Annotated in this window: 20 protein-coding genes; 14 read left to right on the forward strand and 6 right to left on the reverse strand. The window is 71.1% G+C overall.

Translation table 11 applies throughout. The features are described from left to right. Positions 1-33 precede the first annotated feature (33 nt). Both ACZ4Z4_RS14035 and ACZ4Z4_RS14040 read right to left on the reverse strand, forming a co-directional pair. Positions 34-1,674: a penicillin-binding transpeptidase domain-containing protein gene (locus ACZ4Z4_RS14035; protein WP_468326637.1), complete on the reverse strand. Its 1,641-nt coding sequence runs from the start codon at positions 1,672-1,674 to the stop codon at positions 34-36. Between the two features lie 82 nt (positions 1,675-1,756). After that, a complete protein-coding gene (locus ACZ4Z4_RS14040; protein WP_468326639.1) occupies positions 1,757-3,496 on the reverse strand; it encodes a dolichyl-phosphate-mannose--protein mannosyltransferase in 1,740 nt (579 codons plus the stop codon). 62 nt (positions 3,497-3,558) lie between these two features. On the opposite strand from ACZ4Z4_RS14040, the gene rsmI reads away from it, so the two are divergent. The 7 genes from rsmI to ACZ4Z4_RS14075 all read left to right on the forward strand — a co-directional run bounded on the left by rsmI (position 3,559) and on the right by ACZ4Z4_RS14075 (position 11,323). Continuing rightward, positions 3,559-4,455 carry a 16S rRNA (cytidine(1402)-2'-O)-methyltransferase gene (rsmI, locus tag ACZ4Z4_RS14045; RefSeq protein ID WP_468326641.1) on the forward strand — a complete coding sequence of 299 codons (897 nt, stop codon included), beginning with the start codon at positions 3,559-3,561 and terminating at the stop codon, positions 4,453-4,455. A 166-nt stretch (positions 4,456-4,621) separates the two neighbouring features. After that, entirely contained in the window at positions 4,622-5,095 is a 474-nt protein-coding gene (locus ACZ4Z4_RS14050) for a hypothetical protein (RefSeq protein WP_468326642.1), read from the forward strand. 78 nt (positions 5,096-5,173) lie between these two features. Continuing rightward, a complete protein-coding gene (locus ACZ4Z4_RS14055; protein ID WP_468326644.1) occupies positions 5,174-6,049 on the forward strand; it encodes a TatD family hydrolase in 876 nt (291 codons plus the stop codon). 151 nt (positions 6,050-6,200) lie between these two features. Beyond that, positions 6,201-7,595, forward strand: a complete 1,395-nt coding sequence (locus ACZ4Z4_RS14060; protein ID WP_468326646.1) for a ubiquitin-like domain-containing protein — start codon at positions 6,201-6,203, stop codon at positions 7,593-7,595. A gap of 565 nt (positions 7,596-8,160) precedes the next feature. Further along, positions 8,161-9,027: a 16S rRNA (adenine(1518)-N(6)/adenine(1519)-N(6))-dimethyltransferase RsmA gene (gene rsmA / locus ACZ4Z4_RS14065; protein ID WP_468326648.1), complete on the forward strand. Its 867-nt coding sequence runs from the start codon at positions 8,161-8,163 to the stop codon at positions 9,025-9,027. Continuing rightward, positions 9,024-9,911: a 4-(cytidine 5'-diphospho)-2-C-methyl-D-erythritol kinase gene (locus ACZ4Z4_RS14070; protein WP_468326650.1), complete on the forward strand. Its 888-nt coding sequence runs from the start codon at positions 9,024-9,026 to the stop codon at positions 9,909-9,911. Before rsmA ends, ACZ4Z4_RS14070 begins: the two co-directional genes overlap by 4 nt. 68 nt (positions 9,912-9,979) lie before the next feature. Continuing rightward, positions 9,980-11,323: an acyltransferase family protein gene (locus tag ACZ4Z4_RS14075; RefSeq protein ID WP_468326652.1), complete on the forward strand. Its 1,344-nt coding sequence runs from the start codon at positions 9,980-9,982 to the stop codon at positions 11,321-11,323. On the opposite strand, the gene ACZ4Z4_RS14080 is transcribed toward ACZ4Z4_RS14075, so the two are convergent. Then, positions 11,301-11,906, reverse strand: a complete 606-nt coding sequence (locus ACZ4Z4_RS14080; RefSeq protein ID WP_468326654.1) for a Uma2 family endonuclease — start codon at positions 11,904-11,906, stop codon at positions 11,301-11,303. The two genes, ACZ4Z4_RS14075 and ACZ4Z4_RS14080, sit on opposite strands and share 23 nt — an antisense overlap. Positions 11,907-12,063: 157 nt before the next feature. Between ACZ4Z4_RS14080 and ACZ4Z4_RS14085 the strand changes: the two genes are divergently transcribed. The 4 genes from ACZ4Z4_RS14085 (at position 12,064) to ACZ4Z4_RS14100 (ending at position 18,707) form a co-directional block, all read left to right on the forward strand. Further along, positions 12,064-13,878 carry an ABC-F family ATP-binding cassette domain-containing protein gene (locus ACZ4Z4_RS14085; RefSeq protein WP_468326656.1) on the forward strand — a complete coding sequence of 605 codons (1,815 nt, stop codon included), beginning with the start codon at positions 12,064-12,066 and terminating at the stop codon, positions 13,876-13,878. Positions 13,879-14,034: 156 nt separating this feature from the next. Continuing rightward, the gene (locus ACZ4Z4_RS14090; protein ID WP_468326657.1) at positions 14,035-15,828 is read left to right on the forward strand and encodes an outer membrane protein assembly factor BamB family protein; all 1,794 of its coding nucleotides are present in this window, start codon (positions 14,035-14,037) and stop codon (positions 15,826-15,828) included. A gap of 85 nt (positions 15,829-15,913) precedes the next feature. Beyond that, positions 15,914-17,761, forward strand: a complete 1,848-nt coding sequence (locus tag ACZ4Z4_RS14095; RefSeq protein ID WP_468326659.1) for an outer membrane protein assembly factor BamB family protein — start codon at positions 15,914-15,916, stop codon at positions 17,759-17,761. A 223-nt stretch (positions 17,762-17,984) separates the two neighbouring features. Next, the gene (locus ACZ4Z4_RS14100; RefSeq protein ID WP_468326661.1) at positions 17,985-18,707 is read left to right on the forward strand and encodes a helix-turn-helix transcriptional regulator; all 723 of its coding nucleotides are present in this window, start codon (positions 17,985-17,987) and stop codon (positions 18,705-18,707) included. A gap of 21 nt (positions 18,708-18,728) precedes the next feature. Here the strand turns inward: ACZ4Z4_RS14100 and ACZ4Z4_RS14105 are convergent, their stop codons facing one another. Then, positions 18,729-19,010 carry a hypothetical protein gene (locus ACZ4Z4_RS14105; RefSeq protein WP_468326663.1) on the reverse strand — a complete coding sequence of 94 codons (282 nt, stop codon included), beginning with the start codon at positions 19,008-19,010 and terminating at the stop codon, positions 18,729-18,731. Between the two features lie 23 nt (positions 19,011-19,033). Further along, a complete protein-coding gene (locus ACZ4Z4_RS14110; protein WP_468326665.1) occupies positions 19,034-20,728 on the reverse strand; it encodes a sodium:solute symporter family protein in 1,695 nt (564 codons plus the stop codon). Between the two features lie 174 nt (positions 20,729-20,902). Here ACZ4Z4_RS14110 and galT point away from each other — a divergent pair, with 174 nt between their 5' ends. From galT to galK, 3 genes are read left to right on the forward strand one after another with little or no spacing between them, the layout of a single operon-like run. Beyond that, positions 20,903-21,964 (forward strand): galactose-1-phosphate uridylyltransferase, encoded by a 1,062-nt coding sequence (gene galT / locus ACZ4Z4_RS14115; protein ID WP_468326667.1) that lies wholly within the window; start codon positions 20,903-20,905, stop codon positions 21,962-21,964. Beyond that, positions 21,961-22,914 carry a UDP-glucose 4-epimerase GalE gene (gene galE / locus ACZ4Z4_RS14120; protein ID WP_468326669.1) on the forward strand — a complete coding sequence of 318 codons (954 nt, stop codon included), beginning with the start codon at positions 21,961-21,963 and terminating at the stop codon, positions 22,912-22,914. The genes galT and galE overlap by 4 nt, the downstream gene beginning before the upstream one ends. A 25-nt stretch (positions 22,915-22,939) precedes the next feature. After that, positions 22,940-24,136, forward strand: coding sequence for a galactokinase (galK, locus tag ACZ4Z4_RS14125; protein ID WP_468326671.1), 1,197 nt, complete (start codon positions 22,940-22,942; stop codon positions 24,134-24,136). On the opposite strand, the gene ACZ4Z4_RS14130 is transcribed toward galK, so the two are convergent. Then, positions 24,117-24,572, reverse strand: coding sequence for a GNAT family N-acetyltransferase (locus tag ACZ4Z4_RS14130; protein ID WP_468326673.1), 456 nt, complete (start codon positions 24,570-24,572; stop codon positions 24,117-24,119). The genes galK and ACZ4Z4_RS14130 overlap by 20 nt on opposite strands. Positions 24,573-24,576: the final 4 nt, after the last annotated feature.

Below are 24,576 nucleotides of genomic sequence, written 5' to 3' on the forward strand. Positions count from 1 at the left end.
GCCACAGGCGCTCATCCCGCGCTCATCCCGCGCTCATCCCGCGCCCAGCACCGCCGCCACGATCGGCCCGGCCGCGTCTCCGCCGTGCCCGCCTCCCTGCGCCATCGCGGCGGCCGCGACATCGCCCCGGTAGCCGGTGAACCAGCTGTCCGACTTCTCCTGGCCGTCGACCTCGGCCGACCCGGTCTTCGCGCCGATGTCGCTGCCGAGGCCCGCCATGGCCCGCGCGCCGGTGCCGCTGACCGCCGTGCGGTGCATCATCTGGCGCAGCTGCTGGACGGTGGAGGCGCGCAGCCCCTGGGCGGTGGCCAGTTCGCGGTCGTCGAGGGACTTCGGCACGATCACCGGCTGCCGGAAGGCGCCGGTCATCGCCGTCGCCGTGACCGACGCCATGTTCAGGGGGTTCATCTCGACCTTGCCCTGGCCGATGGCGTTCGCCGCGCGGTCGGGTCCTGCCGACGCCGGGACGGAGCCGTCGAAGGAGGTGACACCGACCTGCCAGTCGTCCCCGCCGAGGCCGAAGTTGTTCCGCGCCTCCTCGGTGAGGGAGGAGTCGGTGATGCCGTCCTCGTCGATGAGCTTCACGAACGCCGTGTTGCAGGAGCGCGCGAAGCTCTCCGAGAACGTCGCGGACTCGTTCGGGACCATGCCCTTCAGGTTGCTGATGGTCTGGCTCTGCCAGGTCGCGGTGGCCGGGCACGGCGCGGGGCCGTTCGCCTTGGTGACGCCCTTGTCGAGGAACATCGCCGCCGTGAGGATCTTCATCGTCGAGCCGGGCATCACCCGGCCCTCGAACGCCGCGTTGAACGCGTCCTTACGGTTGTTGGCGACCGCGAGGATCTCACCGGTGCTCGGCTTCACCGCCACCACCGACGACTCGTCACTGCGCAGCACCGCCTGCTCGGCCGCCTTCTGCACGCCCGCGCTGAGCGTCGTGCGCAGCTTGCCCGGTCTGCCCTTGGCGAGGGTGAGCAGCGTGCGGGCCCCCGCGTCCGTGTCGCCGGGGTCCGCGTGCCGGACATACAGCTCCACGCCCGGCTTGCCGCCCGCGCTGTCGCCGTACTTCGCGCGCAGCTTGTCCAGGATCGGACCGAGCGAGGGGTAGTCCTTCGGGCGCAGCACGGTGCCCGCGCGGTCCACGGCCTGGATGGGCGGGGTCTTGGCCTCACCCGTCACGAGCGTGTCGCCCCTCTCCAGGGACGGGTGGACGACGGCCGCCGACCAGTCGACGAGGGCGCGCCCGGTGGTTTTGCCGCGGACGACGGTGAGCTGCGAGTCGTACGCGAAGGGCTTGCTCTTTCCCTTGTACGACACCGTTGTCGACACGGAGAACGGGACGCGGGCGCCCGACGCCCGCTTGGGCGTCAGCTTCACCTTCGTCAGGTGCGCGTCCTCACGGAAACCGGTCAGCGCGGCCGCGGCCGCCTCTCTGTTGTTCGTGTAGTCCGCGGCCTCCCGGGCGTCGCCGTCGGCCCACGCCGCGAGGAACTTCCGGGTGGTCTCCTTGACCTCGTCGCTCGTCGGCGGGCCGGTCTTCACCGCCACCGGACCGGATCCCGGCGAGCCGCCGTCCCCGGTGACGCCGGTGACGAGGTTGTACGCGCCATATCCGGCGCCCCCCACCATGGCGGTGAATACCCCGCCGACCAATGCGATCTTGACCCCTTTGCGCACGGTGCGCTCCCCTCCCCAGGTTCGCCATGAACCTTAAGCGGACGGAGTGGTGAAAGGGACTGCCGTTATCCGAAGGTGTCCATTACACCCAGGTATCCAGCCACATTCGGGAACGCCAGGAATCGATCGGGATCGCGGTGCCGGTGTAGATCGGCCAGAAGTAGATGAAATTCCAGAGAATGAGCAGGACGACGACTCCCGACGCGGCCGCCCCCACCGTCCGGCGCCGTTCGCTCGACCCCGTGGGGCCCAGCAGCGCGCCGATCATCATCGCCACCGCGAGACACAGGAACGGCACGAAGACGACCGCGTAGAAGTAGAAGATCGTCCGCTCCTGGTAGAAGAACCAGGGCAGATAGCCCGCGAGGACCCCGCAGAGGATCGCGCCCGCCCGCCAGTCGCGGCGGAACGCCCACCGCCACAGGACGTACACCAGCGCGAAGGCCGCCACCCACCACAGCATCGGCGTGCCGAGCGCGAGGACCTCGCGGGCGCACTTCTCCGTGGTGTCGGCCGGACAGCCGTCCTTGCCGGGCAGCGGCGACTCGTAGAAGTACGAGACGGGGCGGCCGTCGACGATCCAGCTCCACGGGTTGGACTGGTAGGTGTGCGGCGAGGAGAGCCCCACGTGGAACTCGTACACCGCGTGCTCGTAGTGCCACAGGCTGCGCACCCAGTCCGGCAGCCACGTCCAGTCGCCGCCCTTGCCCGCCGTCGCCGCCCAGTTGCGGTAGTAGCCGCCGGTGCCGTCCGTCGGCGAAAGGATCCAGCCGAGCCACGACACGACGTACGTGGCGAGCGCCACCGGCACCGTCGACACGAACGCCGGCAGCACGTCCCGCCGCAGCACCGCGCGGTAGGGCCGCGCCGCCCCCGCCACCCGGCGCGCGCCCACGTCCCAGAACACGGTCATCAGGCAGAGGAAGACCATGACGTACAGGCCGTTCCACTTCGTGCCGAAGGCGAGGCCCAGGCAGAGCCCGGCCGCCCACCGCCACGGCCGCCATCCCAGGCGCAGGGTTTCGGCGATGTGCGCGTCAGGGCGTACGACGCCGTCCTCGTCCGGAGGCAGCGCCGCCACCAGCCTCGCCCGCGCCTTGTCCCGGTCGATCAGGAAGCACCCGAACGCGGCGAGCACGAAGAACATCAGGACCTGGTCGAGCAGCGCGGTCCTGCTCATCACGTAGTGCAGGCCGTCGACCGCGAGCAGCGCGCCCGCCAGACACCCCAGGAACGTCGAGCGGAACAGCCGCCGCCCGATGCGGCAGAGCATCAGCACCGACAGCGTGCCGAGCACCGCCGTCATGAACCGCCAGCCGAACGGGTCGAAGCCGAACAGCCATTCGCCGGCCCCGATCACGTACTTGCCGACCGGCGGATGCACCACATACGCCGCGTCGTGCGGGATCGCGATGTCACCGCCCTGCCGCAGGACGTCGTCGTTGATCTTCTCCGGCCAGTTGACCTCGAAGCCGCGGTGGATGAGCGCCCAGGCGTCCTTCGCGTAGTACGTCTCGTCGAATATCACGGCCTTCGGGCTGCCGAGGTTCCAGAACCGGGTCACCCCGGCGACGAGTGTGATCAGCAGCGGACCGACCCAGCCGGACCAGCGCACCACCTGGTCGGCGGCCGTCCGCGACAGACCGAGCGTCAGCCACAGACGGGGGCTCGGCTCCGCGTACGGCGGCACGAGGCGCGCCCTGACGTCCGCTCTGGGCCGCGCCGCATGGCCGAATCTGCGCAGCCGCCGCTGCCACGGGGGCTGCTGCTCCTCGGCTGCCTGGCCCCCGCGGGTGTCCGGGGAAGACGCGGTACTGGTCACCGCGCCATCGTAGGGAACCAGACTGTGCGAGTCCCGTCCGTGGGCCCTGCGAGGATGGATCCGTGACAGGAAGCGCAGATTCCCCCGGAACCCTGGTCCTCGCGGGCACCCCCATCGGCGATGTCGCCGACGCCCCGCCGCGGCTCGCCGCCGAACTGGAGGCGGCCGACGTCGTCGCCGCCGAGGACACCCGGCGCCTCCGCAGGCTCACCCAGGCGCTCGGCGTGCAGGTCGGCGGCCGCGTCGTCTCGTACTTCGAGGGCAACGAGACCGCGCGCACGCCCGAGCTGGTCGAGGCGCTGACGGGCGGCGCGCGGGTGCTGCTCGTGACGGACGCGGGCATGCCGTCCGTCTCCGACCCCGGCTACCGCCTCGTCGCCGCGGCCGTGGAGCACGACGTGCGGGTGACGGCCGTGCCGGGCCCCTCCGCCGTGCTCACGGCACTCGCCCTGTCCGGGCTGCCCGTGGACCGCTTCTGCTTCGAGGGCTTCCTGCCGCGCAAGGCGGGCGAGCGCCTCTCGCGGCTGCGGGAGGTGGCCGAGGACCGGCGCACGCTCGTCTACTTCGAGGCCCCGCACCGCATCGACGACACGCTCGCCGCGATGGCCGAGGCGTTCGGCGAGGAGCGCAGGGCCGCGGTCTGCCGCGAGCTGACCAAGACGTACGAAGAGGTGAAGCGCGGCTCCCTGAAGGAGCTCGCCGAGTGGGCGGCGGACGGCGTGCGCGGCGAGATCACCGTCGTCGTCGAGGGCGCCCCGGAGAAGAGCGCCGCCGAACTCACCCCCGACGAGCTGGTGCGCAGGGTGCGGGTGCGCGAGGAGGCGGGCGAGCGGCGCAAGGAGGCGATCGCCGCGGTCGCCGCCGAAGCGGGCCTGCCCAAACGCGAGGTCTTCGATGCCGTCGTCGCGGCAAAGAATGCGGATCGGGGCAGCCCATCGGCAGGCAAAGGACTATCGTGAAAAGCAAAGCGCGGACCGCGCACCAGGCTGCTTTCGGGCCTCTTTCCTAAGAGGAGGCCAAATCGGCTCCAATGCTCGACAGGTCTGATGCGCTCGCTCCGGGAAAGGCGTCCACTGGTCGAAGGGACGCACAGTGCTTGTCCCTCGGGCAAGAGGAGCAGCTGGCATGAGTGAGATCGCAGACACCGGCCACCCGACGACCGCGACGAATGTCGCGCCCACGGCGACGAATGCCCCGCCCACGGCGATGAATGTGTCGCCGACGGCGTTGAACGTCGTGCACGAGTCCTACGCATTCGCCTGCATGCGCTGCGGACACGGCTGGGAGCAGTCCTACGAGATCGAGCACCACGTCGACGGCGCGGGCCAGGAGTTCGTGACGTACCGGGCGGACGGCGCCCGCGTGCCCTCGCCGCTGACCCGGCCCACCTGCCTGAACTGCGGTGGGCACGTCGTGCGGATCATGCGGGCGGGGCAGGTGTCGTCCGTCCTCGACATGATGCGGCGGCAGCGCGAGGACGCCGCCAGGGGCGTGGGGAAGCCGGCCGGGCCGGTGGATCCGGTCGCCCCCGGGCCCGAGCGGCACCACTGGCACCTCGCCGACCTGCTGCACCCCTTCCAGCACCGCAAGGGGCAGTAGTACCCGCAAGGGACAGGCTCAAGGGGCCGAGGTGCACCGGAGGGGCGGTTCGCCGGAGCGGATTCGTAGGATCGGAGCATGCCTTCGAAGAACGCCGACGTACCGCCGCCCCTGCCCGCACCGCTCCGGGTGGCGGTCGCCGACTCCCACACCCACCTCGACATGCAGTCGGGCACGGTGGAGGAGGGCCTCGCCAAGGCCGCGTCCGTCGGCGTCACGACGGTCGTGCAGGTCGGCTGCGACGTACGCGGGTCCCAGTGGGCGGCCGACATCGCCGCCGCCCACGACAGCGTGCACGCCGCCGTCGCCCTCCACCCCAACGAAGCGCCCCGCATCGTCCTCGGCGACCCCGACGGCTGGTCCCGGCAGGGCGCCCGCGAGCCCGGCGGCGACGCGGCCCTCGACGAGGCGCTCGCCGAGATCGACCGGCTCGCCGCGCTGCCGCACGTGCTCGGCGTCGGCGAGACCGGCCTCGACCACTTCCGCACCGGGCCCGAGGGCATGGCCGCCCAGGAGCGGTCCTTCCGCGCGCACATCGAGATCGCCAAGCGGCACGGCAAGGCGCTCGTCATCCACGACCGCGAGGCCCACGCGGATGTGCTGCGCGTCCTGAAGGAGGAGGGCGCCCCCGAGCGCACCGTCTTCCACTGCTACTCCGGTGACGCCGAGATGGCCCGGATCTGCGCCGAGCACGGCTACTTCATGTCCTTCGCCGGCAACGTCACCTTCAAGAACGCGCAGGGGCTGCGGGACGCGCTGGCCGTCGCCCCCCTCGACCTGGTCCTCGTCGAGACCGACGCGCCGTTCCTGACGCCCGCGCCGTACCGCGGACGGCCCAACGCGCCGTATCTCGTTCCGGTCACGCTGCGGGCCATGGCCGAGGTCCGCGGCATCGACGAGGACGCCATGGCCACGGCGATCGCCTCGAACACGGCGCGCGCGTTCGGCTACTGACGCCTGTTCGGGCTTTCTCGGGCCTGCTCGTGCTTGCTCGTGCTTGCTCGGATTTGTCAACGCCGCGACGCGGAGTAGTCGCGCTGCTTTGGAGAGTGACGGTCGCTCCGCTAGGTTCTGTGCGCCCGGTACGTATCCCTGGAGCGTCGGCGTGAGCAACTCGCAGTACGAGACGTATGCGCCATACGAGCCGTATGGCCAGCCGCAGATCGATGGGTGGCAGTGGCAGGACGCGTCGTACGACGTGGCGCAGGTGGCACAGGTGGCGCAGGTGGCGTACGCGGAGGCCGCCACGTTGCCGCGGCAGGTGGCCGCGTCCCCATCGGCCCCGTCGGCCCCGTCGGTCCCGTCGGCCCCCTCGGTGCCCGCGGGTGGCGGAGGGCGGGCGAGGGCGCGGCGGGCCGGGCGCGGCAAGAGGGGGTTCAGGGCATCCAGGTCCGGGGCCGCCGAGCAGCCCGAGGTGATCCGGCGGCTGCTGCCGCAGGCCCTCGTCGTCGCCTGCCTCGCGGGCGGCACCTCCGCGTTCGTCGCCAACGACAAGGCCGTGCAGCTCATCGTCGACGGCAAGCCCCGCACGCTGCACACCTTCGCGGACGACGTCGGTGAACTCCTCGCCGACGAAGGCGTGGACGTCGGCGCCCACGACATCGTCGCGCCCGCGTCCGGAACCGCCCTCGCCAGCGGCGACGAGGTCGCCGTCCGCTACGGCAGGCCCGTCCACCTCACCCTCGACGGGCAGCGCCGCCGGGTGTGGACCACGGCGCGGACCGTGGACGGGGCGCTGCGGCAGCTCGGGGTGCGGGCGGAGGGCGCGCATCTGTCGGCCTCGCGCGGCAGCCGCATCGGCCGGGACGGGCTCGCGCTCGACGTCCGTACGGAACGCACCGTCACGATCATGGCGGACGGGCGGGAGCGGACCCTCCGCACGAACGCGGCGACCGTGCGGGAGGCCGTCGCCGAGTCCGGGGTGACGCTGCGGGGGCAGGACACGACGTCGGTCGATCCCGACAGCTTTCCGCGCGACGGGCAGACCGTGACCGTCATGCGGGTCACGGGGACGAAGGAGGTGCGGGAGGAGGCGATCCCCTTCGAGGTGGAGCGGACGGAGGACCCGTCGCTGTTCCGCGGCACGGAGGTCGTGGCGCAGGCGGGGCAGCAGGGGGTCAGGCGGGTCACATACACGGTGCGGAGCGTCAACGGCGTCAGGCAGCGGCCGCGGCGGGTCGGGTCCGAGGTGGTGCGGGAGCCGCAGAAGCGGATCGTGAGGGTCGGCACGAAGCAGCGGCCCACGGCGGTGGCCGGGGCGGAGGGTCTCGACTGGGGTTCGCTCGCGCGGTGCGAGTCGGGCGGGCGGCCCGGGGCGGTGGACTCCTCCGGTACGTACGGAGGGCTCTACCAGTTCGACACGCGGACCTGGCAGGGGCTGGGCGGCTCGGGACGCCCGCAGGACGCGCCGGCGGCGGAACAGACGTACCGCGCAAAAAAGCTGTACGTCCAACGCGGCGCCGCCCCGTGGCCCCACTGCGGCCGCCACCTCCACGACTGAGCGCGCGGGGTCCGCGCCTTTGGCCCGTCTGTGGGGCGGGGCGCGGTGGGTGGGGTGCGGGTTGCCGTCTCCGCGCCTCCTGCTCGTCTGTGGGGCGGGGCCGCGGGGGTATGTGCGTACTCGCCATCCCTGCGCCGCGCCTCAAGTCCAAAGGCGCTATTGCTGGCTCGGTGCTCCGTTCGCACATACCCCCACGTCCCCTCGGGAGCGCGTGCGCCTGCCCGGCCGGTGGGGGCCGCGCCCCCATACCCCCGCAGGACGTCCCGGGCCACACCCACCCACCCGCCCCTACCCCCGCACACCGTCCGTCGCGGTGCGGTCCCACCCGCCCGCCCCTACCCCCGCAGAACATCGTGGGGCAGTCCCACCCACCCCGCCCCTACCCCCGCTGGACGTCGCGGGGCAAACGGGTGGGTGGGTGGGAGGTATCCGCCGCGGAGCGGCGGGGTTGTTTGGAGGGGCGCGGGGAGACGGGGGCACCCCGGCCCCACCCACCCCCCGCCCCGGGGCCGGGCAACGGGTGGACCGTGCGGGGCCCAGGGGCCAGGGACCGTAACCTGGGGGCGTGAGCACTGAGCACGGCGCCCTCCTCGGCCCCGCCGACATCCGCGAACTGGCCGCTGCCCTGGGCGTACGCCCCACCAAGCAGCGCGGCCAGAACTTCGTCATCGACGCCAACACCGTACGGCGCATCGTCCGCACCGCGGAGGTCCGCCCGGACGACGTCGTCGTGGAGGTGGGACCGGGCCTCGGGTCGCTGACCCTGGCGCTCCTGGAGACCGCCGCCCACGTCACCGCGGTCGAGATCGACGACGTGCTCGCCGCGGCCCTGCCCGCGACGGTGGAGGCCCGCCTTCCGCGGAAGGCCGGCTCCTTCGGGCTCGTGCACAGCGACGCCATGCTCGTGCGGGAGCTGCCGGGCCCCGCGCCCACCGCCCTCGTCGCCAACCTCCCGTACAACGTGGCCGTGCCCGTCCTCCTGCACATGCTCGACACCTTCCCGACCATCGAGCGCACGCTCGTGATGGTGCAGGCCGAGGTCGCCGACCGGCTCGCCTCCGGGCCGGGCTCGCGCGTCTACGGCGTGCCGTCCGTGAAGGCCAACTGGTACGCGGAGGTGAAGCGCGCCGGATCCATCGGGCGCAACGTCTTCTGGCCCGCGCCCAATGTCGACTCGGGTCTCGTCTCGCTGGTGCGCCGCGCCGAACCGATCAAGACCAGCGCCTCGAAGCGTGAGGTCTTCGCCGTCGTCGACGCCGCCTTCGCGCAGCGCAGGAAGACGCTGCGGGCCGCCCTCGCGGGCTGGGCCGGATCCGCCGCCGCCGCGGAGGCGGCCCTGGTCGCCGCCGGGGTCTCGCCGCAGGCCCGCGGCGAGGCGCTGACCGTGGAGGAGTTCGCCCGGATCGCCGAGCACAAGGAGGCCGCCGCGTGAGTGTGACCGTCCGGGTACCCGCCAAGGTCAACGTCCAGCTCGCCGTGGGCGCCGCCCGCGCCGACGGCTTCCACGACCTCGCCAACGTCTTCCTCGCCGTGGGCCTCTACGACGACGTCACCGTCACGCCCGCCGACACACTGCGGGTGACCTGCTCGGGACCCGGCTCCGACCAGGTGCCGCTCGACCGTACGAACCTGGCGGCCAGGGCGGCGGAACTGCTCGCCGCGCGGTACGGCATCGCCCCCGACGTGCACCTGCACATCGACAAGGACATCCCCGTGGCGGGCGGCATGGCGGGCGGCAGCGCCGACGCCGCCGGCGCGCTCGTGGCCTGCGACGCGCTGTGGGGGACCGGAGCCGACCGCGCCGAACTGCTCGACCTCTGCGCCGAGCTCGGCAGCGACGTGCCGTTCAGCCTCGTGGGCGGCGCCGCGCTCGGCACCGGGCGCGGCGAGAAGCTGGAGCCGCTGGAGGTGGGCGGCGGCTTCTGGTGGGTGTTCGCCGTCGCCGACGGAGGGCTGTCCACGCCTGCCGTGTACCGGGAGTTCGACCGGCTCACCCCTGTCGCGCCCGCCCCCGAGGCCTCGCCCGCACTGCTCGCCGCCCTGCGGGACGGTGACGTCCGGGCGCTCGCCGACAGCGTCAGCAACGACCTGCAATCCGCCGCGCTCTCCCTCTTCCCCTCGCTCCGCGACACCCTCGCCACGGGCACCGACGCGGGGGCTCTCGCCGCGCTGGTATCCGGGTCGGGTCCGACCACGGCGTTCCTTGCGGCGGACGCCGAGTCGGCGCGGCGCGTGGCGGACGCGCTGCTCACGTCCGGTACGTGCCGTGCGGCGCGGGTCGCCGAATCGCCCGCTCCGGGAGCCACCCTGCTCTAGGTACTCAGGTACGGATCTGAGTACGGGCGCGCTGACCCCGGCGTACGACGGCACGCGACCGTACGTACATGGGATCAAGCGTTCGCGAACTCGCCGAGCAGACGCCCGCCGGGCGTGACCGGTACGTCGACCTGCTGCGCGTCGCCTCGCTCGGCACGGTCGTCGTCGGGCACTGGCTGATGGCCGCCGTGACCGTCGGCGACGACGGCCGTGCCGAGGTCGGCAACCTCCTCGCCGTCGTGCCCGAGCTCCAGCTCCTCACGTGGGCGTTGCAGGTCATGCCCGTCTTCTTCTTCGTCGGCGGGTTCTCGCACGCGCTGTCGTACCGCTCCCTGAGCCGACGGTCAAAGGGGCGGTCCGTCTACTCGGCGTTCGTACGGGCCAGGCTCCAGCGGCTGCTGCGGCCCACCATGGTGTTCATAGGGGTGTGGGGCGCGGGCGCGCTGCTGCTGCAACTGGGCGGCCGGGGCGGGGGGCTGCTCGATGTCGCGCTGCGGCTCGTCGCGCAGCCGCTGTGGTTCATCGGCGTCTACCTCGCGATGGTCGCCTTCACCCCGCCGCTGCTGCGGCTGCACGAGCGGTGGGGGTGGGGCGCGTTCGGCGCGCTCGTGGCGGCGGCCGGCGCGGTGGACGTGGCGCGCTTCGCGCTCGGCGTGCCGTATCTGGAGTTCCTGAACTTCGCCGTCGTCTGGCTCGCCGTGCACCAGCTGGGGTTCCTGCGCGCGGACGGCAGGCTGCGGATGCCGTACGTCCTGGCGGGCGCGGGTCTCACAGGCGCGTGTCTGCTCGTGGCCCTCGGCCCCTATCCGCTCTCCATGGTCGGCATGCCCGGCGAACGCGTCTCGAACATGGCGCCGCCCACCTTCGCCCTCCTCTGCCACGGCATGTGGCTGGTCGGCGCCGTGGAACTGCTGCGCGCACCCGCGACGCGGTGGCTGGCGAGGCCGCGCGTGTGGCGCGGGGTGGTCGCGGCCAACGGCGTCTCCATGACGGCGTTCCTCTGGCATCTGACGGCGATGCTCGGCGTGTACGGGGCGCTGCTCGCCCTCGACGTCCCGCTGCCGGAGCCCGCGAGCGCGGGGTGGTGGGCGCAGGTGCCGCTGCGGATGGGGGCGGCCGCGGCGCTGACGGCGGCGCTGGTGGCCCTCTTCCGCCGCTTCGAGCGTCCGGGGCCGGCGGGACCGGCCGCTCCGGGCAAGGCCTCGGGCCCGGCCGCGGCACTCGGCGTGACGCTCTGCCTCTTCGGGGTCCTGGGCCTGTCGATGGTCGGCTTCGGGGGCCTGCTGGAAGGGCGTACGGCGATGCTGATCGCCGTCCAGGTGACGGCGCCGGCGGCGGTGGCGATGGCGCTGGCGGGGTGGCTGCTGGTGGAGCGGGCGGGAGGACGGGTCAGAGCACGTCGATGGCGGTGAGGTCGATGTCGATGTCGTAGGGCTTGCCGACCTTGATCTGGTCGCGGTGGACGCCCATGTGGATGTAGGCGTTGGTCATCTGGTCGAGTTCGTAGACGTGGATGAGGAGCCTACGGCCGGTCCCGGTCTGTTCGACGCGCCAGAAGTTCGGGATCCCGGCCGCGGCGTACTTCTGGGGCTTGGTCGTGCGGTCGCGGGACTCCGATTCCGGGGACACGACCTCGACGGCCAACAGCACGTCCTGCACCGGGAAGCGGCTCAGACGGTCATCGGTGACAGCGGAAGCCCGGACAACGCTGAGGTCGGGCTCAGGGACGTTGTGCTTGTCGATCACTACGCTCATCTCGCGTACGACCTTCAGCTCCGACGGCAGAGTCTGCTCGAGACCGCGTTCCAGGAGCTTGATCGACAGGAGATGGAGGTAGCTCTGCGGACTCATGAAGATCAGGCTCCCGTCGATGAGCTCAGTGTGCGGCGGGAGATCAGGCAGCGTGAACAGGTCGTCCACGGTGAAGCCGGTCGGCGGCGGCACCGGCCAGCGCCCGTGCTGCTGAACGGACTCGGCGGTCATGGTTCCTCCCATGGGCGGGATTCTTCGGCCTGTGCCTCAACGGTAGCCGGGGGTTCCTTGATCCGTCATCACAAAGAGTGAGCGAGCCGGTACCCGCAGGCAGGCCGGAGGCACGCCCCCGTGGGCGACTACGCTGGAGGATCGATCGATCCCCCCTGTCAGGAGAGAAATGGCCGTCAATCTGGTCAATGTCGAGGCAGTCAGCAAGGTGTACGGCACCCGTGCCCTGCTCGACGGCGTCTCACTCGGCGTGTCCGAGGGGGACAGGATCGGCGTCGTCGGGCGCAACGGCGACGGGAAGACCACCCTGATCCGGATGCTCGCCAAGCTGGAGGAGGCCGACACCGGCCGCGTCACGCACAACGGCGGGCTGCGGCTCGGCGTGCTGACGCAGCACGACTCGCTGGATCCCGCCGCCACCGTCCGGCACGAGGTCATCGGGGACCTCGCCGACCACGAGTGGGCGGGCAGCGCCAAGATCAGGGACGTGCTGACCGGGCTGTTCGGCGGGCTCGACATGCCGGGGTTCCCGCAGGGGCTCGACACCGTCATCGGCCCGCTCTCCGGCGGCGAGCGGCGCCGCATCGCGCTGGCCAAGCTGCTCATCGCCGAGCAGGACCTGATCGTGCTCGACGAGCCGACCAACCACCTCGACGTCGAGGGCATCTCGTGGCTGGCCGGGCATCTGCGGGCGCGTCGCTCGGCGCTCGTCTGCGTCACGCACGACCGCTGGTTCCTCGACCAGGTGTGCACCCGCATGTGGGACGTGCAGCGCGGCTCCGTCTTCGAGTACGAGGGCGGCTACTCCGACTACGTCTTCGCGCGGGCGGAGCGCGAGCGCATCGCGGCGACCGAGGAGACCAAGCGGCAGAACCTGATGCGCAAGGAGCTGGCCTGGCTGCGGCGCGGCGCCCCGGCCCGCACCAGCAAGCCGAAGTTCCGCATCGAGGCGGCCAACGAGCTGATCGCGGACGTGCCGCCGCCGCGGGACACCAGCGAGCTGATGAAGTTCGCGACGACGCGGCTCGGCAAGACCGTCTTCGACCTGGAGGACGTGTCCGTCCAGGCGGGGCCCAAGATGCTGCTCAAGCATCTGACCTGGCAGCTCGGTCCCGGCGACCGCGTCGGTCTGGTCGGGGTGAACGGCGCGGGCAAGACCTCGCTGCTGCGGGCCATGGCGGACGCGGCGCGCAGCGCGGGCGACGTGCAGCCCGCGGGCGGGAAGATCGTCGTCGGCAAGACCGTGAAGCTCGCCTACCTCTCGCAGGAGGTCGCCGAACTGAAGCCGACGCTGCGGGTGTTGGAGGCCGTGCAGCAGGTGCGTGAGCGCGTCGACCTCGGCAAGGGTCGGGAGATGACCGCGGGGCAGCTCTGCGAGACCTTCGGGTTCAGCAAGGAGAAGCAGTGGACGCCGGTCGGCGACCTCTCCGGCGGTGAGCGGCGCAGGCTTCAGCTGCTGCGGCTGCTCATGGACGAGCCGAACGTCCTCTTCCTCGACGAGCCGACCAACGACCTCGACATCGAGACGCTGACGCAGCTCGAAGACGTCCTGGACGGCTGGCCCGGCTCCATGGTGGTCATCTCGCACGACCGGTTCTTCGTCGAGCGCACCACGGACAAGGTGTTCGCGCTGCTCGGTGACGCCACGATGCGGATGCTGCCGCGCGGCATCGACGAGTACCTGGAGCGCAGGCAGCGGATGGCGGAGACCGCGAGCGCACAGCCGCCCGCCCAGACCGCGCCCGCGCAGGCCGCGGCGAAGACCGTCTCCTCCGCCGACGCCCGCGCCGCCAAGAAGGAATTGCAGAAGATCGAGCGGCAGCTGGACAAGATCTCCGAGAAGGAGAGCAAGCTGCACGCCCAAATCGCCGATAACGCCACGGACTTCGAAAAGGTGGCCAAACTGGACGGTGAGCTCCGCGAACTGATCGGCGAGCGCGAAGAGTTGGAAATGCGCTGGCTGGAGCTGGCGGAGGACGCGTAGAGCTCCCGTGGAGCTCGCGTAACGGACGCATCACGGGCCGGTCCTCCCTTGGGAACAGGGGCTGGACCGGCCCCGTGTGGTACGGGGACAGGGTGATAGAAAGGCTGCCCTGAGCACCACTTGGCGTGCCGAAAATCAGTGAAGGGGGAAGCGCTGATGACTCAGCCGCCCAACCAGCCGCCGTCCGGCGGCTTCGGAGCTCCGCAGGATCCGCGGCAGGGCGGAGCGCCGCAACCACCGGGGCAGCCACCGCAGCCCCAGCCCGGTTACGGCTACCCGCAGACCCCGCCGGCCGGGGCCGACAACCCGTACTCGCAGCCGACCCAGCCCGCCCGGCCCGGCCCCTACGGCCAGCCGCAGCAGCCGGGCCCGTACGGCAACCAGCCGCAGCAGCCAGGACCGTACGGCCAGCCGCAGCAGGCAGGGCCCTACGGAAGCCAGCCGCAGTACGGGTACCCGCAGCCGCCGACGCAGCCCCAGTTTCCCGCGGGCCCCGGCGCACCCGGCACCCCGCCCGGCGGCAGCGGCGGCGGCAAGCGCAACAAGCTCGTGGTGGTCGGCGCCGCGGCCGTGGCCGCGCTGCTCGTCGCGGGCGGTGTCACCTGGGCCGTCGTCAGCGGTGACGACGAGGGCGGGAAGAAGTCCGAGGCGAAGAACAAGGACCCGAAGCCCACCGTCTCCGCACCGGTCAACCCGGGCACCGGCGACGGCGACGGCCACGAGGGCAAGGAAGACCTCAACGAAGGCCGGCAGGCCGGCGAGGCGAAGGTCCTCTGGTACAAGGAGGCGCCGAAGGTGCCCGGTTCCGGAGGCGACGCCCCCGGCATGTGGGTGTACGGCGACACCGTGGTCAAGGCCGCGTACAAGCAGCTCCTCGCCTACAAGGTGGGGACCGGCAAGACCGCCTGGAAGGCCATCGAGTTCCCGCAGAAGATCTGCGCGGCGACCCAGACGGCCACCGACGACGGCAGGATCGTCGTGGCGTACAAGGAAGGCACCAAGAGCGACGCCAAGTGCAACCAGCTCCAGGTCATCGACCTGAAGAACGGCGAGAAGGGCTGGGGCAAGCCGGTCAAGGAGGAAGGTCTCTTCGACTTCGCCCTCAAGAGCCACCTGGTCCTCGTCGGTGACGTCCTGATGGTCGGCCGCGACCAGTCCGGCACCGCGCTGCGGATGAGCGACGGCAAGAAGCTCTACGTCGCGGACAAGAAGGACGAGGGCACCTGCTTCCCCAACGGCTTCGTCGGCGGCGAGAAGCTCCTCATGGCCCTGTCCTGCGGCGCGAGCACGCCCAGCGCGCACGACGAGCTCCAGCAGCTCGACCCGAAGACCGGCCGCGCCCTGTGGACGAAGAAGTTCCCCAAGGGCTGGCGCATCGGCAAGGTCTTCTCGGCCAGCCCGACGATCGTGTACCTCAGCAACGAGGACAAGAAGCAGTTCAACATCACGGTGCTGAAGGAGAACAGCGACAAGACGCGCTCCGAGGTCATCACCAAGGACAGCTTCGCGCCGGAGTGCGACACCTCGGTCCTCAGCCGTCAGCTGGGCGGCTGCCTGGGCGTGGCCGTCGACGACCGGCACCTCTACCTGCCGACGAGCGCGAAGAGCGGCGCGAACGACGTCGTCGCGATCAGCCTGGCCACCGGCAAGGAGTCCTGGCGCGCCAAGTCGCCGCTGGACGAAACGATGCTCCCGCTGAAGATGGAGAACGGCGAGCTGATCGCTTACGTCACTCCGTCGTACGACTCCGGCGGCCGCGTCGTCTCCATCGCGACGTCCGGTTCGCACAAGCCCAAGACCCTTCTCCAGCACCCGAAGGGCACCTCGCGGATCGAGAGCGGCTTCTACTCGAAGGACGTCGACTACGTGGACGGGCGCTTCTACATCTCGACCACCAGCATCATGCGCTCCTCCGGCCAGGCGAAGCTGATGCTCGCCTACGGCAAGTGACGCGCCCTCATACGCAGCTCCACCCAGTCATCCGCTCCACCGCTCTCGTCCCCACCGCTCTCGTCCCCAAGGAATAGACGACGTCATGACCCAGCCGCCCCAGCCACCGCAGCAGCCGCCGAACGAGCCCCCGCAGGGCGGCTTCGGCGCCCCGCAGGACCCTCCGCCCGGAGGCTTCGGCAAGGCCCCCGACCCGTCGTACGGCTATCCCCAGACGACGCCGCCGCCGCCCCCGCCCGCGGCTCCGCCGACGGCACCCCTGGCACCCCCGGCTCCCCCGACGGGCCAGCCCACCTACGGCTACCCGCAGGCGCCCCAGGCCCCCCAGCCCCCGCAGAGCTACAACTACCCGACGCAGCCCGCCACGCCGCAGTACCAGCAGCAGGGCTACCAGCAGCCGTACCAGCAGGGCTACCAGCAGCCGCCGACCATGCCGGCGCAGCCGCAGCCCGGTGGTTCCGGCCCCGGCGGCGGCAAGAAGTTCAACAGCCAGCTGACGATCATCGTCGCGGCGGCCGCCGCGATCGCGCTGATCGTCGGCGGCGGGGTCTACTACGCCTCGACGAAGGACGACGACTCCAAGAACACCGCGCAGGAGTCCGGCGGCAAGGACGGCAAGGGCGGCAAGGGTTCGGAGAAGGGCGGGCAGGGCGGCACCACGCCGGACCAGGGCCCGGCCAAGGAGAAGGCGCCGGCCAACACCTCCGCCAAGGTCCTCATGCAGCTGCCCCAGCCCGAGGTCCCCAAGGACCAGATCTGGAACGCCACGGGCTCCGTGCTGACCGACGACGTCTACGCCAAGGCGGGCGTCAACGAGCTCAACGGCTACGACCCGGACACCGGCAAGAAGAAGTGGACGGTCCCGCTCTCCGGCATGACCTGCGCCATGTCGCCCGAGGTCACCGAGGACGGCGTCGTCGCGGTCGTCACCGAGGAGGCCAAGCGGAACAAGAAGGGCGACTACGAGCAGTGCTCCAACGTCTCCGCGATTGACCTGAACTCCGGGAAAAAGCTCTGGACCGAGAGCGTCGAGACCAACGGCGTGAAGGCGACCTTCAAGGAGGTCACCATCTCGGGCACGACGATCGCCGCGGGCGCGGGCACCTCCAGCGGCGGCGCCGCCTGGGACGTCGAGGGCAAGTCCCTGTGGAAGCCGAAGGTCGGCAAGTGCGAGGACGTCGGCTACGCGGGCGGTGACCAGCTGGTCGCGGTCCGCAAGTGCGGCACGTACGGCGACGAGCGGCTGAAGGTCCAGCTCCTCGACCCGAAGACCGGCGACGACAAGTGGACGTATCCGCTCGCCGACGGCATCGACAACGCCAAGATCATCTCGACGAACCCGGTCGTCTTCGGCCAGGACACCACCGAGATCACCGCGTCCGGTGTCACGGACGTCTTCGCCATCGGCAGCAACGGCAAGCTGCGCTCCAAGATCTCCCTGGAGGACGGCAAGTACGACCACGACTGCGGCGTCAACATGGTGAACGACTGCAAGGCGATCACCGTGGGCAACGACCGGCTGTACGTCCCGACGCGCCAGCACGACGGCGCCGGCGAGAGCTACAACCGCACCAACGAGATCGTCTCCTTCTCGCTGGCCACCGGAAAGCCCACCAGCGACCGCGCGGTCGCCGGTGAGAACGGCGAGATCTTCCCGATCCGCATGGACGGCGGCAACGTCCTCGCGTACAAGGCGCACGGCTACCAGAAGGGCGCCCAGGTCGTGTCCCTCGACGGCAAGACGATGAAGGAGACCAAGCTCCTGGAGACCCCGGGCTCCGAAGCGGTCACCGACGCGATCAGCGGCATGGTCCCGAAGTCGAACGAACTCCTCTACGCCAACGGACACTTGTTCCTCGGCAAGAAGCTGCTGAGCAAGCCCTACTCGAAGGACGAGAAGGAGTTCGTGGCGCTCGGCTTCGTCGCGAAGTAGCCCGCGACGGGTCATTCAGGACGGCGGCGGCCGCCCCCTCGCACCAGGCGGGGGGCGGCCGCCGCCGTCCGTATACCCCTCCGTACTTCCCCGCGCCCCCGAAGGGCAGGGATTTCGGCATTCCGGGCCGCTTCTGACGGGTAGGGGGCGCGCAACGTCGAACAAGCGTGTAGCTTCCGGGGGATGAAGGGTCGGGGGGCCCGCGGGGAAGTGGGGGGTTGCTATGGGTGTGCGGCTCATGGTGGTCGACGATCACCGACTGCTCGCCGAGGCACTCGCCTCGGCGCTGAAGTTGCGCGGGCACCGGGTGCTCGCCGCCGCCGCGCCCGCCGCCGGTGCGGCGGAACTGGTCATCAGCAGGGCCCCGGAGGTCTGTCTCCTGGGCACGGCCACGCCGGCCGAGCCGGGCATGTTCGACCCGGTCGTGAAGATCAAGCGGGACCGTCCGCAGGTGGCGGTCGTGGTGCTCGGCCCGGTGCCGAACCCGCGCGGCATAGCCGCCGCCTTCGCCTCCGGCGCCTCCGGTTACGTACGCCATGACGAGCGCATCGAAGGAGTGGAGCGCGCCATCATGAAGGCGCGCGCCGGGGAGGCCGCCGTCGCGCCCCAGCTGCTGCAAGGCGCCTTCAGTGAGCTGCTCAACCCGGCAGCCCAGCCCGACGACGAGGGCCAGCGGCTGCTCCAGATGCTGACGCCCCGCGAGGTCGAGGTCCTGGTGCGGGTCGCGGACGGCGAGGACACGCGGCTGATCGCCGCCGGGATGGGGATAGCGCCCAGCACGGCGCGTACGCATGTGCAGCGGGTCCTGATGAAACTCGGCGTCGGCTCACGCCTGGAGGCCGCCGCGCTCGCCGCGCGCACGGGTCTCCTGGAGCGCGCCGAGCGTCCCGCCACGATGTACGCGAACAGCGCGGACACGCCGAAGGGGCCCGAACCACCGCAGTGAACCCGGGCCCCGCACGGGACGTCAGTCGCTCTCCGGCTCCTGGGCGGGCGCCACCGTCGGGCGCAGCCAAAGCCACCCGAGGAAGAAGAGGCCGAGGGCGAGCATGCCGAGGCCCGTCCAGAGGTTGATGTTGATGTCCTCGGCCTTCTTCAGATCGGCGTCGGACGCGGTGATCCCGGCGATCGTCACGATGATCCCGTAGACGACGAACAGGCCGCCGATGATCCGCCGGATGTCGAAGAGGCGGGCCGCCGTCGCGGACTTCGCCTCCAGGTCGGAGACGTGCTTGTGCAGGTCGGACACGGTATTCGGTCCTCCGATCGGGGCTAGAGCGAGTACGGCAGGTAGCAGGCGGCGGCGAGGACGACGGCGCCCCAGCCGAGCAGGGCCGGCTTGCGGTACCAGGCGTCGTCGCCCGCCGCGGCGTCCTCGTCGTCCGCGCCCTCCAGGCCCGGCGAGGCCGTGCCGTAGACGAGCCCGGCCAGTTCGGCCTCCGGCTTGGGGGCGGTGAAGAGCGTGACGACGATCATCACGACGGCGCCCGCGACGAAGCCGACGATCGCCGAGACGAAGTTGGCGCCCTGGTCGGTCGGGATGTCGACGACGCCCTGCTTGTAGATCCAGAAGTAGTTGACCATCGCCGCGGTGGTGCCCGCGACCAGGCCCCACACACCGGACTTCATCGAGGCCCGCTTCCAGAACATGCCGATGATGAAGACCACGAACATCGGGACGTTGAAGAAGGAGAAGAGGGTCTGGAGGTACCCCATGATGTTCGAGAACGACGAGGCGATGAAGGCCGTGCCGATCGAGGCGAGCACGCCGATCGCGGTGATCAGGCGCCCGAAGCGCAGGTAGTAGCCGTCCTCGCGGCCCTTGACCACGTACTTCGCCCAGATGTCGTACGTGAACACGGTGTTGAAGGACGAGACGTTCGCCGCCATGCCCGCCATGAACGCGGCGAGCAGACCGGTGACCGCGATGCCGAGGACGCCGTTGGGCAGCAGCTCCTGCATCAGATAGGGGATCGCGTCGTTGTACGTCAGGTCCGAGCCCGGCGTGCCTATCTTCGGCACGAGGACGGCGGCGACCAGGCCCGGGATCATCACCAGGAAGACGATGAAGATCTTCGGGAAGGCGGCGATCAGCGGGGTGCGCCGGGCCGCGGAGAGGTTCTTCGCGGAGAGCGCCCGCTGCACCTCGGCGAAGTTGGTCGTCCAGTAGCCGAAGGAGAGCACGAAGCCGAGGCCGAGGACGATCGTCAGCCAGTTGGCGCCGAGCGGGTTGGCGTCCCCGATGCCCGTGCCGCCCCACGCGGTCATGAAGTTGCCGCCGTGCTGCTGCTCGATGGAGCCCGTGAGCCCGTCCCAGCCGCCGACCTTCTTCAGGCCGATGACACAGATCGGGATGAGCGCGGCGAGGATCACGAAGAACTGGAGGACTTCGTTGTAGATCGCCGAGGAGAGCCCGCCGATCGTGATGTACGCGAGCACGAAGAGGCCCGCGACGACGATCGCCACCCACTGCGGCCAGCCGAGCAGCGCCTCCACGACGATCGACAGGGCGTAGAGGTTGACGCCCGCGATGAGGATCGCCGCGAAGGCGAAGAGCGCCGAGCTGAGCAGGTGCGCCGACCTGTCGAAGCGCTGGAGCAGGAACTCGGGGACGGACCTGACCTTGCTGCGGTAGTAGAACGGCATCATGACCAGGCCGAGGAAGACCATGGCGGGGATGGCGCCGATCCAGTACCAGTGGACGACCGCGACGCCGTACTGCGCGCCGGTGGCGGCCATGCCCAGGATCTCGGTGGCGCCCAGGTTCGCGGCGACGAAGGCGAGACCGGTGACCCAGGCGGGCAGGGAGCGGCCCGAGAGGAAGAAGTCGAGGCTGGTCTTCACGGAGCGCCGGGCGGCGAAGCCGATGCCGAGGACCACGGCGAAGTAGATCGCCAGGATCGCGTAGTCGAGGCCGTTGGTGGGCAGCCGAAGCCCCTCGGCCAGGGTTGTTGTGGGGGACTGCATGTGAACTCGCTTCGTTGCGCGAACGGATCAGACGGGAACCTACGCCGCTCACCGCAAGAACTGAACAGTTCTGTTGATGTTCTTTGTTTGATTGTGATCGAGCGTTGACGGTCCTGTCGTGGTGTGGTTTGTTTGTGTTCGGTTCTGTTGGATGGGTGGTGAGGAGCCCCGGACGTGAAGAAGACCTCGACCCGTCTCGCCGACGGTCGTGAGCTCATCTACTACGACCTGCGCGACGACGCGGTCCGCGAGGCGGCCGACCGGCGCCCGCTCGGGCCCGTCGCCACGACGTCGGAGATCCGCCGGGACCCCCTTCTCGGCGACGCGGTGGCCATCGCCTCGCACCGCCAGGGCCGCACCTACCACCCGCCGGCCGACGAGTGCCCCCTGTGCCCCTCGGCCGGGGACCGGCTCAGCGAGATCCCCGACTCCTCGTACGACGTCGTCGTCTTCGAGAACCGCTTCCCCTCGCTCGCGGGCGACGCGGGCCGCTGCGAGGTCGTCTGCTTCACCTCCGACCACGCCGCGTCCTTCGCCGACCTCACCCCCGAGCAGGCCGGTCTCGTCCTGGAGGCCTGGACCGACCGCACCGCCGAGCTCTCCCACCTGCCCTCCGTCGAGCAGGTCTTCTGCTTCGAGAACCGCGGCGCCGAGATCGGCGTGACCCTCGGCCATCCGCACGGGCAGATCTACGCGTACCCCTTCGTCACCCCGCGCACGGCTCTGATGCTCCGCTCGCTCGCCGCGTTCAAGGAGACGTCCGGCGGCCTGAACCTCTTCGACGACATCGTCGCCGAGGAGAGCGCGGGGGAGCGGGTCGTCCTGGCGGGCGAGCACTGGATCGCCTTCGTGCCGTACGCCGCGCACTGGCCCTACGAGGTGCACCTCTACCCCAGGCGCCGGGTGCCCGACCTGCTCGGGCTCGACGAAGCCGCGCGCGCGGAGTTCCCCCAGGTGTACCTGGAACTCCTGAAGCGCTTCGACCGGATCTTCGGCACCGGGCAGACCCCGACCCCCTACATCTCCGCCTGGCACCAGGCACCCTTCAGCACGCTCGACGGATATGAGGGGATCAATCGTGATGACTTCGCCCTGCACCTCGAACTTTTCACGATTCGCCGCACTTCGGGCAAGCTGAAGTTCCTCGCGGGTTCCGAATCCGGCATGAGCGTGTTCATCAACGACGTGCCGCCGGAAGCCGCGGCCCAGCGACTGCGAGAGGTAGCGAGTTCATGAGCGGTAAGTACCTGGTCACCGGTGGAGCGGGCTACGTGGGAAGCGTGGTGGCCCAGCACCTGATCGAGGCCGGGCACGAGGTGACGGTCCTCGACAACCTCTCGACCGGCTTCCGCGAGGGCGTCCCCTCGGGCGCGGCCTTCATCGAGGGCGACATCCGCGACGCCGCCAAGTGGCTGGACTCCTCCTACGACGCCGTGCTGCACTTCGCCGCCTTCTCACAGGTCGGCGAGTCCGTCGTCAAGCCCGAGAAGTACTGGGACAACAACGTCGGCGGCACCATGGCCCTGCTCGCCGCCATGCGCGACGCCGACGTGCGCAGGCTCGTCTTCTCCTCCACGGCCGCGACGTACGGCGAGCCCGTGAACACCCCCATCACGGAGACCGACCCCACCGCCCCCACCTCGCCCTACGGCGCCTCCAAGCTCGCCGTCGACCACATGATCTCCGGCGAGGCGGCCGCGCACGGCCTGGCCGCCGTCTCCCTGCGCTACTTCAACGTCGCGGGCGCCTACGGCGACTGCGGCGAGCGCCACGACCCCGAGTCGCACCTCATCCCCCTCGTCCTCCAGGTCGCGCAGGGCAGGCGCGAGGCGATCAGCGTCTTCGGCGACGACTACCCGACCCCCGACGGGACCTGCGTCCGCGACTACATCCACGTCGCCGACCTCGCCGAGGCGCACCTCCTCGCCGTCGAGGCCGCCACCCCCGGCGAGCACCTCATCTGCAACCTCGGCAACGGCAACGGCTTCTCCGTCCGCGAGGTCATCGAGACCGTCCGCCAGGTCACCGGGCACCCGATCCCCGAGGTGCTCGCCCCGCGCCGCGGCGGCGACCCGGCGGTCCTCGTCGCCTCCGCCGCCACCGCACACGAGAAGCTCGGCTGGCAGCCGTCCCGCGCGGACCTCGCGGGCATCGTCGCCGACGCCTGGGCGTTCGCCCGGCGCTGACCCGACCGGGATCGAGGGGTAACTGATGGATGTGGCGCGGAAGTTCGCCGAACTGTACGGGTACGAGCCGGAGGGTGTCTGGTCGGCACCGGGCCGGGTCAACCTCATCGGCGAGTACACCGACTTCAACGAGGGCTTCGTGCTGCCGCTCGCGTTGCCGCACACCGCGGTCGCGGCGGTGGCGCGCCGCACCGACGGCGTCCTGCGGCTCCACTCGGCCGACATCGACGCCCCGGTCGCCGAGCTGCGCGTGGCCGGGCTGACCCCCTTGTCCCGGTACGGCCAGGGCGGCTGGGCCGCCTACCCGGCGGGCGTGGCGTGGGCGCTGCGGGACGCGGGCCACGACGTCTCGGGCGGCGCCGACATCCACCTCGCCTCGACCGTGCCGACCGGGGCGGGCCTGTCCTCGTCCGCCGCCCTGGAGGTCGTCACGGCCCTCGCCCTGAACGACCTGTACGAACTCGGCCTGGACGCACCGAGGTTGGCGGTCCTCGCCCAGCGTGCCGAGAACGCCTTCGTCGGCGTGCCGTGCGGCGTGATGGACCAGATGGCCTCCGCGTGCGCCACCGAGGGCCACGCCCTGCACCTGGACTGCCGCGACCTCTCCCTACGCCAGGTCCCCTTCGACCTGGCGGCACAGGGGCTGCGGCTCCTGGTCGTCGACTCGCGCGTGAAGCACGCCCTCGGGGACGGCGCCTACGCGGAGCGGCGCGCCGGGTGCGAGGCGGGCGCGCGGGCGCTCGGAGTCACGCACCTGCGCGACGTCCCCTACGCCGAACTCCCCGCCGTCCTCGGCAAACTGACGGACGACAAGGTCCGCCGCTACGTCCGGCACGTCGTGTCGGACGACCACCGGGTCGAGCAGGTCATCGCGCTCCTGGCCGCCGGCGACGTCCGCGCGATCGGGCCCGTCCTCACCGACGGGCACGCCTCGCTCCGCGACGACCTGCGCATCTCCTGCCCGGAGCTGGACCTGGTGGTGTCCACCGCGAACGCGGCGGGCGCGCTCGGCGCCCGGATGACCGGCGGCGGCTTCGGCGGCTCGGCGGTCGTCCTGGTGGAGTCGGCGGACGAGGAAACGGTGACGAAGGCGGTCCTGGACGCCTTCGCCGCGGCGGGCCACACGGCACCGCGGATCTTCCCGGCGGTGGCCTCGGCGGGGGCGCGCCGGGAAGCCTGGGGCCCTGTGCGGCCGGAAGTCCCTAGGCGAGCCGCTTGGTGAGCGTGAACTCCTTGACGCCCTCGGGGTAGTCGGGGATCACGCTCACCAGCTCGTACCCCCGGTTCCGGTAGAAGCCGGGGGCCTGGAAGTCCCAGGTCTCCACACGGGAGTTGAGGCAGCCGCGGTCCTCGCGGGCCTCCCGCTCCGCCTCCGCGAGGAGGCGCGAGCCGAGGCCCGCGCCGCGGTGGCGTTCGTCGACCCAGAGGTGGTTCACATGCAGCCAGCGCGCCCAGGTGTGCGCGGCGAGCCCCGCCGCCAGTTCGCCGCCCTCGTCCAACGCCCAGAGGGCCAGGGGGAGTTCGAGGTCGTCGCGGGTCTCGCGCAGGGCGCGGAGCTCGGGAGATGCCGCCGTGTTCGTCTCGCGCAGCCGTGAATGGAGCAGACCCAGCCGCTCTTTGTCGACTCCCGTCTCAATACGAAACATACGGCTCACCATAAAC

It is taken from the genome of Streptomyces sp. NPDC030245, assembly GCF_055572995.1.

Bases quoted from the DNA above. Each gene is read 5' to 3' on its own strand.
- ACZ4Z4_RS14130 (WP_468326673.1), bottom strand. From the start codon at position 24,572: ATGGTGAGCCGTATGTTTCGTATTGAGACGGGAGTCGACAAAGAGCGG.
- ACZ4Z4_RS14080 (WP_468326654.1), bottom strand. From the start codon at position 11,906: ATGGGAGGAACCATGACCGCCGAGTCCGTTCAGCAGCACGGGCGCTGG.
- galK (WP_468326671.1), top strand. From the start codon at position 22,940: ATGGATGTGGCGCGGAAGTTCGCCGAACTGTACGGGTACGAGCCGGAG.
- ACZ4Z4_RS14100 (WP_468326661.1), top strand. From the start codon at position 17,985: ATGGGTGTGCGGCTCATGGTGGTCGACGATCACCGACTGCTCGCCGAG.
- ACZ4Z4_RS14075 (WP_468326652.1), top strand. From the start codon at position 9,980: ATGGGATCAAGCGTTCGCGAACTCGCCGAGCAGACGCCCGCCGGGCGT.
- ACZ4Z4_RS14090 (WP_468326657.1), top strand. From the start codon at position 14,035: ATGACTCAGCCGCCCAACCAGCCGCCGTCCGGCGGCTTCGGAGCTCCG.
- ACZ4Z4_RS14095 (WP_468326659.1), top strand. From the start codon at position 15,914: ATGACCCAGCCGCCCCAGCCACCGCAGCAGCCGCCGAACGAGCCCCCG.
- ACZ4Z4_RS14110 (WP_468326665.1), bottom strand. From the start codon at position 20,728: ATGCAGTCCCCCACAACAACCCTGGCCGAGGGGCTTCGGCTGCCCACC.
- ACZ4Z4_RS14055 (WP_468326644.1), top strand. From the start codon at position 5,174: ATGCCTTCGAAGAACGCCGACGTACCGCCGCCCCTGCCCGCACCGCTC.
- ACZ4Z4_RS14050 (WP_468326642.1), top strand. From the start codon at position 4,622: ATGAGTGAGATCGCAGACACCGGCCACCCGACGACCGCGACGAATGTC.
- ACZ4Z4_RS14085 (WP_468326656.1), top strand. From the start codon at position 12,064: ATGGCCGTCAATCTGGTCAATGTCGAGGCAGTCAGCAAGGTGTACGGC.
- galE (WP_468326669.1), top strand. From the start codon at position 21,961: ATGAGCGGTAAGTACCTGGTCACCGGTGGAGCGGGCTACGTGGGAAGC.